This window comes from Samsonia erythrinae, assembly GCF_004342665.1.
Lineage (GTDB): Bacteria > Pseudomonadota > Gammaproteobacteria > Enterobacterales > Enterobacteriaceae > Samsonia > Samsonia erythrinae.
In genome coordinates this window covers 32,273-45,485 of sequence record NZ_SMBY01000016.1, presented here as the reverse complement: position 1 = coordinate 45,485, position 13,213 = coordinate 32,273, and the positions used below count along the sequence as shown (strand labels likewise).

9 protein-coding genes are annotated in these 13,213 nt (G+C 55.9%); 4 read left to right on the top strand and 5 right to left on the bottom strand.

Features of this window, described 5'->3' with window-relative positions:
* Window positions 1-96: 96 nt before the first annotated feature.
* The 4 genes from rmuC to argC all read right to left on the bottom strand — a co-directional run bounded on the left by rmuC (window position 97) and on the right by argC (window position 5,151).
* Window positions 97-1,656 (bottom strand): DNA recombination protein RmuC, encoded by a 1,560-nt coding sequence (gene rmuC, locus EDC54_RS16770; RefSeq protein ID WP_132459025.1) that lies wholly within the window; start codon window positions 1,654-1,656, stop codon window positions 97-99.
* 242 nt (window positions 1,657-1,898) lie between these two features.
* A complete protein-coding gene (gene argH, locus EDC54_RS16765; protein WP_132459022.1) occupies window positions 1,899-3,272 on the bottom strand; it encodes an argininosuccinate lyase in 1,374 nt (457 codons plus the stop codon).
* 61 nt (window positions 3,273-3,333) lie between these two features.
* On the bottom strand, window positions 3,334-4,107 hold the full coding sequence (gene argB / locus EDC54_RS16760; protein WP_132459019.1) for an acetylglutamate kinase: 774 nt from the start codon (window positions 4,105-4,107) through the stop codon (window positions 3,334-3,336).
* Window positions 4,108-4,146: 39 nt separating this feature from the next.
* The gene (argC, locus tag EDC54_RS16755; RefSeq protein WP_132459016.1) at window positions 4,147-5,151 is read right to left on the bottom strand and encodes an N-acetyl-gamma-glutamyl-phosphate reductase; all 1,005 of its coding nucleotides are present in this window, start codon (window positions 5,149-5,151) and stop codon (window positions 4,147-4,149) included.
* A gap of 201 nt (window positions 5,152-5,352) precedes the next feature.
* Between argC and argE the strand changes: the two genes are divergently transcribed.
* Window positions 5,353-6,504 (top strand): acetylornithine deacetylase, encoded by a 1,152-nt coding sequence (gene argE, locus EDC54_RS16750; protein ID WP_132459013.1) that lies wholly within the window; start codon window positions 5,353-5,355, stop codon window positions 6,502-6,504.
* A gap of 54 nt (window positions 6,505-6,558) precedes the next feature.
* Window positions 6,559-7,272, top strand: coding sequence for a GntR family transcriptional regulator (locus tag EDC54_RS16745; protein WP_132459010.1), 714 nt, complete (start codon window positions 6,559-6,561; stop codon window positions 7,270-7,272).
* 7 nt (window positions 7,273-7,279) lie between these two features.
* On the opposite strand, the gene EDC54_RS16740 is transcribed toward EDC54_RS16745, so the two are convergent.
* Window positions 7,280-8,479 carry a starvation-sensing protein RspA gene (locus EDC54_RS16740; RefSeq protein WP_132459007.1) on the bottom strand — a complete coding sequence of 400 codons (1,200 nt, stop codon included), beginning with the start codon at window positions 8,477-8,479 and terminating at the stop codon, window positions 7,280-7,282.
* A 319-nt stretch (window positions 8,480-8,798) separates the two neighbouring features.
* On the opposite strand from EDC54_RS16740, the gene EDC54_RS16735 reads away from it, so the two are divergent.
* Both EDC54_RS16735 and ppc read left to right on the top strand, forming a co-directional pair.
* Window positions 8,799-10,172, top strand: coding sequence for a PTS transporter subunit EIIC (locus EDC54_RS16735; protein ID WP_132459004.1), 1,374 nt, complete (start codon window positions 8,799-8,801; stop codon window positions 10,170-10,172).
* Between the two features lie 240 nt (window positions 10,173-10,412).
* A complete protein-coding gene (gene ppc / locus EDC54_RS16730; RefSeq protein ID WP_132459001.1) occupies window positions 10,413-13,052 on the top strand; it encodes a phosphoenolpyruvate carboxylase in 2,640 nt (879 codons plus the stop codon).
* Window positions 13,053-13,213 lie beyond the last annotated feature (161 nt).

Sequence of the window (13,213 nt, the reverse complement as noted above, 5' to 3'; positions counted from 1 at the left end):
GGTCTACCCATTAATGGTGAGAGTGTACCAGACCCGGATAAAAACCCAACCGCACTTATTTCCATCGCGTGGGTATCCATCCCGCGCAATCCATGCCTATTGGGTATGGGTAGCGAAGGCATTATCACCCTCCTCGCCATTCTCCGTTTTTAACACCGGAGAGGCGATTTCAGGCGCGGCAGCAACCGTTAATTCATCACGTTCAATATGCTCATCGGCCGTCGCTTTTTCTGCCAATGATGGGCTGATCGCCCGTTTAATTTCGACACCCAGCGCACGGAACCCCTCAGCCTGGCCGATAAGGTTACCACGCCCGGAGGAAAGTTTATTCATCGCCTGACGATAAGTGCCCTGCGCTTTATCCAGACTCTGTCCCAGCGTTTCCATGTCATCCACAAACAGCCGCAGCTTATCGTACAGGCGAGAAGCTTTTTCTGCGATCTGCTGCGCATTGCGACTTTGCTGCTCATAGCGCCACAAATTGTTGATCGTCCGTAACGCCACCAGCAGTGTGGTCGGGCTGACCAGCATAATATTGTGCTTTAGCGCCTCATTGATCAATTCGGGCTGGCGATCGATAGCAACCAGAAAAGCGGGTTCGACCGGAATAAACATCAGCACGTAGTCTAGTGAACGCAACCCCGGAAGCTGTTGGTAATCTTTGCTGCTTAACTGCCGGATATGGCTGCGTACCGAGAGCAAGTGGTCATTTAACGCCGTGGCGCGCTCAGCGTCATCATCACTATTAAAATAGCGCTCGTAGGCCACCAGCGACATCTTGGCATCAATCACCACATCCTTTCCCTGCGGCAGCCGCACGATAACATCGGGTTGCAAACGGCTATTCGCCCCTGTTTGCACGCTCACCTGTGTTTGATACTCATACCCTTCACGCAGTCCGGAAGCTTCCAGCACGCGACTTAATACCACTTCGCCCCAGTTTCCCTGCGTTTTGTTATCGCCTTTCAGCGCGTTTGTCAGGTTGATAGCCTCACGCGCCATTTGCGCGTTCAGCTGTTGCAGGTTGCGGATTTCATGCGCCAGCGTGTGGCGCTCGCGGGCTTCCGCACCAAAGCTATCCTGTACCTGACGGCGGAACCCGTCCAACTGCTCACGCAGCGGCATCAGCAGCTTATCCAGACTCTGTTTATTCTGCTCATCCACCTTGCGCCCGCTGTGTTCAAAAATGCGGTTCGCCAGATTTTCAAATTGCGTCGTCAACCGCTGTTCGCTGTTTGTCAGCAGCCGCTGTTTTTCCTCCGCGGCCATTCGGGTTTCTTCCAGCCGGATGGTGACTTCCCGTAGTTCTGCTTCCTGCGCGGTGTTTATTTCACGCAGCGTTCGCAATTCCTGATTTAACTGCCCGCACTCTGCGCGGAGCTCACTCAACTGTTGCAACTTTTCGTGACTGGCGGAGAGCTGAGCGTGAACCGTGCGCAGTTCCAGTTCATTTTGCCGCAGCCGTTGTTCGTCCTGCTGCTTCGCCTGCTGCTGTTCGCTAAGCGACTGTTGCGTTTGCTGTAATGTCTGCGCCAGCAGCCGCTGTTCGGTGTCATATTGCGACAGCTTCTGCTGATGAAAAAGACTGGCGACCAGCCAGCCCACCAACAGGCCAACCACGCTGCCGCCTAAACCATAAACGATGCTGATATCCACTTTGCCTCCGCAGGCCTTTCACGCTGTCGGTCAAGGTAAAATGATACTGTATAGATGTCCAGAAACAATTCTGGCGGGGGATAAACCGAGTAGAAAAATGCGCGCCGCATTCCATATGTCCGCGATCGCGGTCGTCGTGGGGTCCTCGTCAGACGACAAGTTACAGGAGAATCAGAGGGGCGACGTCGAAATCCCCCAACGCGAAACGCTCACGCTGGGGGAAATGAAGCAGAGGGTGCGACTTAGGCTAAACGCTGTTTCGCATCCCTAATCGCGTTGGCGACCTGCTGCGGCGACACGCCGCCTTGCGCTGCCCGCTTATCCAGGCAGGATTGCAGGGCCAGAATCGGATAGACATCCTCACCAATGACCGCGCTGAATTTTTGCAGCTCAGCCAACGGTAGCGCTTCCAGCGCTTTGCCCTGACGAATGGCTTCCACCACCGCTTCACCGACGATGTGGTGCGCTTCACGGAACGGCACGCCTTTCGCCACCAGATAGTCCGCCAACTCCGTCGCGTTCGCATAGCCCTGCTCAGCGGCCTCTTTACAGCGCGGGCGTTTCACCTGAATGCCTTCCAGCACCAGACTCGCCATCATCAGGCAGTCGTGCCAGGTATCCAGCGCGTCAAACAGCCCTTCTTTGTCTTCCTGCATGTCTTTGTTATACGCCAGCGGCAGGCCTTTGAGCGTCATCATCATGCCGGTCAACGCGCCCTGTACGCGGCCGCATTTGCCGCGAATCAGCTCCAGCGCATCCGGGTTTTTCTTTTGCGGCATCAGGGAAGAGCCGGATGTCACACGGTCAGACAGCTCAACGAACGCCGCTTCACCACTGTTGAAAAAGATCAGATCTTCGGCAAAACGCGACAGGTGGATCATGCCGATCGAGGCATCGGACAGCAGTTCCAGTACATGATCGCGATCGGAAACCGTGTCCAGACTGTTGCGCGTCGCGGAGGCAAACCCCAGCCAGCCCGCCAGTTGTTCGCGATCGATCGGATAAGCCGTTCCCGCCAGCGCGCCACAGCCGAGCGGGCTGACATCCAGACGCTTCAGCGTGTCTTCCAGACGGCTTTCATCACGCGCCAGCATTTCGTGGTAAGCGAGACACCAGTGTGCAAACGTCACCGGCTGCGCGCGCTGCAAGTGGGTGTAACCCGGCATGACCGCATCCTGATTCGCTTCCGCCGTCGTGACCAGCGCCTGACGCAGTTGGCGTACCGACAGCAGCAGCTCGGCAATCTGCGCCTTGCACCACAGTTTCAGGTCGGTCGCGACCTGATCGTTGCGACTACGCCCGGTATGCAGCTTCTTGCCTAAATCGCCGACTTTCTCGATCAGGCGCTGTTCAACCCAGCTGTGAATGTCTTCCGCATCGCTTTGCAGGATCATCTCAGGGTCCGCTTGCACCTCAACCAGCAGCGCATTCAGCGCCTGTTCCAACTGCTGCTGTTCCTGCTCGCTGAGCACATTGACCGTCACCAGCGCTTTCGACCAGCCGATCGAGCCAACGATGTCCTGTTCCGCCAGACGGTAATCAAACCGCAGTGAGTCATTAAATTGTTTAAACCGCTGATCTGCTGCCTGACTAAACCGACCGCCCCACAAAGCCATAACGATTACTCCCAGAATTGAACGAATATTGGTATCGCATCATGCCATACCCAGAAACGGCTTACGCCAGAATACGTGTACCGATCGCCACGCCGTTGAACAGCGCAGGTAGCTGCTCGGCATGACGCCAACTGGCGATATCAACCGGGCGCCCCAGCACGCGGGCCGCATCCAGCGCGGCGTTGACCTTCACGATCATGCCGTCGGTAATGATACCCTGATCAATCAGCTGCTCGGCTTTCTCCGCCGTCATTTCGGCAATGCGCTGGCCCTTACCGTCCAGAATACCGCTGACGTCGGACAACAGAATCAAATCCGCGCCCAGCGTTTGCGCCAGCGCTGTCGCCGCCTGATCGGCGTTGACGTTCATCAGGTCGCCCTGCGCCGTAATCCCGATGGAGCTGACAACCGGCAGGTAGCCCGCAGACAGCAACGTGTTCAGCAGCGCTGGCGACCCTGCTTCCGCTTTCCCCACAAAGCCCAGCGCCTCGTCTAGCTGCGTGACCGTCGTGCTGCCGCCATCGCCCAGACACAGGCCAACGGCGTTAATGTCATGCTTCTTCGCCCATGACAGCAGCGTCTTGTTGGCGGAACCCGCCAACGCGCCGGTGATGATGTCGATCTGATCGGCAGGCGTCACGCGCAGGCCGTTTTTCTTCACGACAGGCAGCGCCAGTTTTTTCATCAGGTCATCGACCAGACAGCCGCCGCCGTGCACAATCACCAGCGGGCGCTGATGCGCCTGCCGGTAAGTCACCAGCGCGGTAAACAGACGTTCCAGCGCTTCTTCGCTATCCAGTAAAACGCCACCTAACTTGATAATTAACGGATTCATTATGCTTCGCGCCTCGGAATGTCGGGGACAAATAGTGGATTACAGTAACGATTGGGTTTCAGGGAAACCAAAACGAATGTTCATGCATTGCACGGCCTGCGCCGCTGCGCCTTTCAGCAGGTTATCTTCGGTCGCCACCACGATGAGGTGCTCGCCGTCAACGGAGAAACCGATATCGCAGAACGGCAGGCCGACCACGGATTTCAGCGCCGGAACGCCCTTATCATACAGACGCACCAACGGCTTATCGTGATAGGCATTGTGATAGGCTTCGGCGACATCCTGCCGGGTCACGCCCGGTTGCAGGCGACAGGTGATGGTTTCCAGAATGCCGCGGGCGAAGTTGCCCAAATGCGGCGTGAAGATCACTGGCGTGCCAAGATGGGTTGAAATTTCAGGCGCATGGCGGTGGTTGAAAATGCCGTAGGGTTGCAGGCTGACTTCGCAGAAGCTGCTGGTCAGCGACGCTTTACGCCCCGCCCCACTCACGCCGCTCACGGCATTAATCACCGGCCACTGGGCCGGATTCAGCAATTGCGTGTCCAGCAGCGGCTTCAGCGCCAGCTGCGCGGCGGTAGGATAACAGCCCGGCACGGCAATGAGTTGCGCCTGTTTCACGCTTTCCGCACGCCATTCGGCCAGCCCGTAAACCGCCTTTGCCAGCCAGTCAGGGTGCTGATGCTCAAAGCCATAGTAGCGACGATAAAATTCGGCATCCTGTACGCGAAACGCGCCGGATAAATCAAAAACGGTGCAGCCTGCCGCCAGAAAAACCGGGGCCAGATCGTGGCTGACTTTGTGGTCGGTCGCCAGAAACACGACATCCACGCCTTTCGCCGCGTCTTCCGCATCAGTCAGCGGTTTTACCGGCACATCAATGATGCCTTTGAGCTGCGGATGTAAATCGGAAATCGATTTTCCTGCATCGAGACTTTGCGCAGAAACCATCAAAGCGGTTATGTTCATCTGTGGGTGACGGTTCAGGTAGAGCGCCAGCTCAGCGCCGGTATAACCACTTGCACCAACAATCAGCGTATTCAGCATGGGATCCGTATACCTTCTTACTTATCGATGAAACAGGTAACAGGGCTCACCAGCGTCGGTACGCAGTTCACCCGCCAAGCTCAGTGAAAGTGACGAATCGCCATCGCCGTACCTTTGGTTTGCTTTCACCGAGCATTACTGTATTTTTATTCACAATAAATGCATGAATATTGATACTATCCTAACCAGAGGCTGTCAACAGTGAAGATGAATTTACCCCCTTTTATTGAGCTATATCGGGCACTAATCGCGACACCGTCCATCAGTGCCACCGACAGCGCGCTCGATCAAAGTAATCAGGCGTTAATCAACCTGCTGGCAGGCTGGTTCGGCGATCTCGGCTTCCATGTGGAGGTTCAGCCGGTGCCCGGCACGCGCAATAAATTTAATCTGCTGGCGCGAATGGGGGAAGGAAAAGGCGGTTTATTACTGGCGGGGCACACCGACACCGTGCCGTTCGACGATGGCCGCTGGACGCGCGATCCCTTCACGCTGACCGAACACGACAACAAGCTGTACGGTCTGGGCACCGCGGATATGAAAGGGTTCTTTGCCTTTATTCTGGATGCCCTGCGCGATATCGACCCGACCAAACTGACGAAGCCGCTCTATGTGCTGGCGACGGCGGATGAAGAGACGACGATGGCCGGCGCCCAGTATTTCTCCGAATCCACCCAGATCCGCCCAGACTGCGCCATCATCGGCGAGCCGACCTCGCTGCAACCGGTGCGGGCCCACAAAGGCCATATGTCCAACGCGATCCGTATTCAGGGGCAGTCCGGCCATTCCAGCGACCCTTCGCGCGGCGTGAATGCGATAGAGCTGATGCATGAGGCGATTTCCCACCTGCTGGTACTGCGCAATACCCTACAGGAACGCTATCACAATCCGATTTTCCACATTCCCCACCCCACCATGAATCTCGGCCACATTCACGGCGGCGATGCCGCTAACCGTATCTGCGGCTGCTGCGAGCTGCATATGGATATCCGTCCGCTGCCGGGCATTACCCTTAACGATCTGAACGGGCTGCTGTCAGAAGCGCTTGCCCCCGTCAGCCAGCGCTGGCCGGGGCGTCTGACCATCAGCGAACTGCATCCGCCGATCCCCGGCTATGAGTGCCCACCGGATCACCGTCTGGTCTCGGTCGTGGAGAATCTGCTGGGGACGAAAACGGAAATCGTGAATTACTGCACCGAAGCGCCGTTTATTCAGACGCTGTGCCCGACGCTGGTTCTGGGACCGGGTTCGATTGAACAGGCGCATCAGCCGGATGAATACATTGATACCGCGTTTATCAAACCGACGCGGGAACTGATTTCGCAGGTTATTCATCGCTTCTGCCACCACTGATCCGATGCAAACGGCCTTGTCAGTCACGCTGGCAAGGCTATTTTGAGGCAGTCCATGAAAAAGAAAGATTTCATCGCGCAGGATTTACTGAGCAAAATCTATCAGCACGCCGATCCGCTGCCGGAAAAGCTGCCGCCGGAACGCCGGTTGGCGGAAGAATACGGTGTGTCGCGCTTCACCCTTCGTCAGGCGCTGGAGAAGCTCGCCAGCATCGGCGCGATCCACATGGTGCAAGGCTCCGGCAACTTTATTAATCAAGGCGTGCGCAGCAATCCGCTGGTGTATAACTCGATTACCGAAAAGAAATTTAATCAGATTTCATTCCGCCTGCTAAGCCTGCGTAGACGCCTGCCAAACCGCGAAGAACAGCAGGTCTTTGCTATCAGCGACAGTGAGTTTATCTGGGAATTCAGCCGATTGCGCTATGTTGACGGGCGTAAGGTGCAGATTGAAACATCAAAAATGCCTGCCGCAGACTTCCCTGATATCAACCAGAAGATTATTGAAAGCTCGATTCAGCAGTATGTACTCAGCAAGGGCTATGCGATTTCACACTACCTGACGCGCTATCAGGCGGTGAACGTCACCAAAGCACAGGCTGAGCTGCTGGGCTGCAAGAAAGGCACGGCGGCGATGCATATCCTTAATCGCGGCATTTTACAGGGCGGTCGCGTGTACGAATCGAGCGATATCATCGACATCAACTACGCCTGCACCTACGTCATCCCCTTCAACCGCGATAATCTGACCTTCCGCCAGTCGCCGTAACTTTCGCTCAGGGCGTGTGCATCGTGCCATCCGGCAGGCGACTCTGCGTCCACTCATGCGGGCGATAGACGACGGGGAACTGCCGTGCCGCGTCCAGATCGATCCCCACGCCAATGCCGGGGCGTTCAATCGGATACAGATAGCCATTCTCCGGCTCCACCGCCTGCGGAAAGACCTTGCGGGTATTTTCCGGATACGCGACAAACTCCTGAATGGCGGCGTTGTGCAGGTGGATATTCAGGTGGATGTTGACCGCCGCGCCGATAGGCGTCATGTCCGGCGGACAGTGCCACGCCAGCCGCACGCCAAAGTTCTGGCAGAACGCGCCCAGCTTCAGCGCCGGCGTAATGCCGCCAATCTGTGAGACATGGCAGCGAATGAAATCAACCTGCCGGTTAATCACCAGATGCTGCCACTCGGCGGGATTGTTGAACAACTCGCCGGTCGCCAGCGGCACCGCGCTCTGGCTGCGGATCTGCGCCAGCCACGCATTTTGCGCGGGCGGCAAAATATCTTCGATGAAATAGGGGCGGTAGGCTTCTATCGCTTTAGCGAACTGCACGGCCTGATTCGGGAACAGACGCTCATGAACATCATGCAGGATGTGAAAACGATCGCCGTATTTCTCGCGTAACGCACGGAACATGGCGAGCGTGTTGGCCATGTACTGGTCCTGATCGTAATAGGCCCCCTCCGTTGGCTGGCGCGTGCTGTGCAGCGCGTCGGGATTGCCGCCGTAAAACCCTAACTGGCAGCGGATATGACGGTAGCCCTGCGCATACAGCCGTTCCACGTCCTGATACAGCCCGTCCAGCGTATCGCTGGCGGCATGGCTGTATGCGGCGATGGCATCGCGGGATTTCCCGCCAAACAGGTGGTAAAGCGGCATATCCGCCAGCTTGCCTTTGATGTCCCACAGCGCCATATCGACGCCTGCGACCGCATTATTGATCACCGGCCCGTTACGCCAGTAGGCGTTGACCATCATCATATGCCACAGATCTTCGATGTGGTTGGCATCCCGGCCAAGCAGAAGCGGTTTGAGGTATTCATCCACCATCGCTTTTACGGCCAGCGGGCGCTGCTGAAAAGTCGCACAGCCATAACCCGTAACACCTTTATCCGTGCGAACCACCACCGTCACTAAATTATGGCGGTCGGGACGGCTAACAAGACATTCAATATCAGTAATGATTGTCGGCAACAAAAAAATATCCTCCGGCGTTTTACCGGCATCGTTACCCCCGGCAAAAACACAGTCTGAAATCAGGTTCTTTTTTGTTTTCTACTTATTTTTTCTTTTATTGTAAACCTCTTATTTAAAAGAATAATTTTGGTTTGGAAAAGCCGCCGAATTGATAAAAAAACCAGACCAATTGTCAGATACTGGCAGGAAAACCCTCTTTAAACAGTAATCCTGTGATGAACTTCATATTTTATTGGTTTGTTTTTCATTCTTTAAGTTTTTACTATCGAAGGAAAGAATTCAGCCAAAAATAACATCAGGCGCCGCGGGAGTTTATTTCATGGGAAAAAATGACGTTATTCAGTCAATCATTAATCTGGTTGGCGGAAACGAAAATATTAATAAAGTCTGGCACTGCATGACGCGGCTTCGGTTTGATTTAATTGATGAAAGTAAAGTACAAACTGACGCCATCAAGAGCCTGCCAGGAATATTAGGCGCCCAACACCAGAGCGATCAATTTCAGATTATTATTGGACCGCAGGTCAATGAATATTACGAGCAGTTGAGCGCCCGGCTTACCGCCGCAACGACAGCGCAGCCAGACGAGCAGAAAGCGAAAAAAGGGCTGGTTTCGCTGTTCATGGATACGGTTTCCGGCGTATTCGGCCCTATCGTTCCGGCGATTGCGGGCGCCGGGATGATCAAAGGGCTGCTCGCCGGGTTGATCGCCCTGAAAGTGATCTCCGCCAAAACCGACACCGTGATCGTGCTCGATCTGATCGCCAGCGGCGTCTTCTATTTCCTGCCGTTCTTTCTCGCGGTGTCCGCCGCCAGAATATTTAAAACGAACGAATATCTGGCGGCAGCCGTTGCGGCCTGCCTGATGTACCCTTCGCTGATAGACGCCGCAAAGGCCTTAGCCAACCACAGCGCTGACGCCGTCAGTGCTTTTTACTTCATGGGCGTATTACCCATTTCGGTGTTTAACTACTCCGCCAGCGTCATTCCGGTGATTTTCTCCGTACTGGCGTTGAGCTATATCCACCGCTGGGTCGATCGCATTATGCCTTCGGTGCTGAAAACCGTGTTTACCCCGACGCTGACGCTGTTCATCGCCGCGCTGGTATCGCTCACGATCATCGGGCCATTCGGGATCTACCTCGGCAAACTGCTGGCACTGTTTATCCAGAGTCTGTTCGATCTGTCCGCCAGCTTTGCCGGTTTGGTGGTCGGCGCGATCCGCCCTGTCGCCATCCTGACCGGGATGCACCACGCGATGACACCGATTGCCCTGCAAAACTTCGCCGATCAGGGTTTTGATATGCTGATGCCGATGATGTGTATGGCCAATATGGCGATTGCCGGCGCCACGTTTGCCATCTACTTTCACGCCAAAAACCGTCAGGACAAGTCCGTCGTGCTGTCCGCCGGAGTCTCTGCGCTGCTCGGTATTACGGAACCCGCGCTGTTCGGCGTGCTGACGAAGTATAAAAAAGCGTTTATCGCCGCCACCGTCGCCAGCTCCATCGCCTCGGCGTTTATCGCTTTCTTCGGCGTCCGGCTGTACGGCTACATTCTGTCGAGTATTTTCAGCCTGCCTGCTTACATCGGTCCGTACTTTAGCTACGCGATCTCCGGCATGGCTATCGCCATACTGCTTTCTTTTACGCTGACCTACATCCTGGTCGTCCGAGCATCCAGAGCGGCATAACCCCTGCGGGGACGTTGCTCCCCGCTATTTTCCCTCTCTAATTAGCTGCCCTAATATCCGCGCCTTTGTAATTAAATTTCACAGATTGCTAACTCTGCATTAATTCAAGTACAAAGAATAAGGAGAATAAAGAATCGCCAATTGACGAATTGGCCTTATCATGGCTAGATGAAGGCAGTGCGTCAAAATATGTCAAGTGAAATAAACTTACAAAAATGGTAGGGGTGGGTCAGGGTAATTATGAACGAACAATATTCCGCAATGCGCAGTAACGTCAGTATGCTCGGCAAACTACTCGGCGATACCATCAAAGATGCTCAGGGTGAAAGCATCCTCGATAAAGTCGAAACAATCCGTAAGTTGTCAAAATCCTCCCGCGCAGGTCATGAAAAACATCGTCAGGAGCTACTGACTACGCTGCAAAACCTGTCAAACGATGAACTCTTGCCGGTTGCCCGCGCTTTCAGCCAATTCCTTAATTTGACGAATACCGCTGAGCAATACCATACGATTTCACCACACGGTGAGGCAGCGAGTAACCCGGTACTACTTTCCAACACGTTTGCGCGCCTGAAGGAAAATAATGCCCTGACCGAACGTGATATCCGCGATGCCGTGGAATCCCTGTCGATCGAGCTGGTGCTGACCGCACACCCGACCGAGATCACCCGTCGCACGCTGATCCACAAACTGGTCGAGGTGAATACCTGCCTTAAACAGCTCGACCATAACGATCTGGCCGATTATGAACGCAATCAAATCATGCGTCGTCTGCGCCAGTTGATTGCGCAGTCCTGGCATACCGATGAGATCCGCAAAATCCGCCCCACCCCGGTGGAAGAGGCCAAATGGGGCTTCGCCGTGGTGGAAAACAGCCTGTGGGAAGGCGTGCCCGCGTTTTTACGCGAGCTGGATGAACAGTTGGAACAGGCGTTCGGTTACCGTCTGCCCGTCGATGCCGTACCGGTACGTTTTACGTCCTGGATGGGCGGCGACCGCGACGGCAACCCGAATGTGACGGCGGAAGTCACCCGCCACGTACTGCTGCTCAGCCGTTGGAAGGCCGCCGACCTGTTCCTGCGTGATATCCAGGTGCTGGTTTCCGAACTGTCGATGTCCGAATGCACGCCGGAACTGCTGGAACTGGCTGGCGGCAGCGAGGTACAGGAGCCGTACCGCGCCATCATGAAATCGCTGCGTACCCAGTTGAACAGTACGCTGAGCTATCTGGAAGCCCGTCTTAAAGACGAAGAACGCCTGCCCCCCAAAGATCTGTTGATGACCAACGAACAGCTCTGGGATCCCCTGTACGCCTGCTACCAGTCTCTGCATGCCTGCGGCATGGGCATTATCGCCGACGGTTCGTTGTTGGATACGCTGCGCCGCGTGCGCTGTTTCGGCGTACCGTTGGTACGCATCGACGTGCGTCAGGAGAGCACCCGTCATACCGAAGCGTTGGCCGAGATCACCCGCTATCTGGGACTCGGCGATTATGAAAGCTGGTCAGAATCGGATAAACAGGCTTTCCTGATCCGTGAACTCAGCTCCAAGCGCCCGCTCCTGCCACGCAACTGGGAACCGAGCGCGGACACCAAAGAAGTCCTCGACACCTGCAAAGTGATCGCCAAAGCGCCGCAAGGATCCATTGCCGCCTATGTGATTTCGATGGCGCGCACGCCTTCCGACGTGCTGGCCGTCCACCTGCTGCTCAAAGAGGCTGGCTGTCCGTTTGCCCTGCCGGTCGCGCCGCTGTTCGAAACGCTGGACGACCTGAACAACGCCGATGATGTCATGACTCAGCTCCTGAACATCGACTGGTATCGCGGCTTTATCCAGGGTAAACAGATGGTGATGATCGGTTATTCCGACTCCGCAAAAGACGCGGGCGTGATGGCGGCGTCCTGGGCGCAGTACCGCGCACAGGACGCTCTGATCAAAACCTGTGAGAAAGCAGGTATCGCACTGACGCTGTTCCACGGACGCGGCGGTTCTATCGGTCGCGGTGGCGCACCGGCTCATGCCGCGCTGCTGTCACAACCACCGGGCAGCCTGAAAGGCGGCCTGCGCGTGACCGAACAGGGCGAGATGATCCGCTTTAAATATGGCCTGCCGGAAGTCACCATCAGCAGTCTGGCGCTGTATACCGGCGCGATACTCGAAGCAAACCTGCTGCCGCCGCCGGAGCCGAAACAGGAATGGCATGAGGTCATGGATGAGCTGTCCCGCGTGTCCTGCGATATGTACCGCGGGTATGTGCGTGAGAACCCCGATTTCGTCCCTTACTTCCGCGCCGCGACGCCGGAGCTGGAACTGGGTAAACTGCCGCTGGGTTCACGCCCGGCCAAACGCCGTCCGAACGGCGGCGTGGAAAGCCTGCGCGCCATCCCGTGGATTTTCGCCTGGACGCAGAATCGCCTGATGCTGCCGGCATGGCTGGGTGCCGGTGCCGCGTTGCAGAAAGTGGTGGATGACGGCAAACAGGAACAGTTGGAAGCCATGTGCCGCGACTGGCCGTTCTTCTCGACGCGTATCGGCATGCTGGAGATGGTGTTCGCTAAAGCCGATTTGTGGCTGGCGGAGTATTACGATCAGCGTCTGGTCGAGGAAAAACTGTGGCCGTTAGGAAAGCAGTTGCGCGACCAGCTGAGCGCCGACATTAAGGTCGTGCTGGCGATCTCCAACGACGATCACCTGATGGCGGATCTGCCGTGGATTGCCGAATCGATCGCACTGCGTAACGTCTATACCGACCCCCTGAACGTGTTGCAGGCCGAACTGCTGCACCGTTCACGCCAACAGGAACAACCGGATGCCGAGCTGGAACTGGCGCTGATGGTCACGATCGCCGGCGTCGCAGCGGGGATGCGTAATACGGGTTAAACACCCAAGTAGCAAAGCTACACACAGCAAAACAAAAGCCGGTCAGTTGACCGGCTGAGTTTGCTGACAAAGTCCTACACGCGGCGGTGATAATGGATGGATCGTAAAGACGCAGCAAGTACGCCCCTGTAAGCTCGAACCGCGCCATCCCTGGCGAGGAC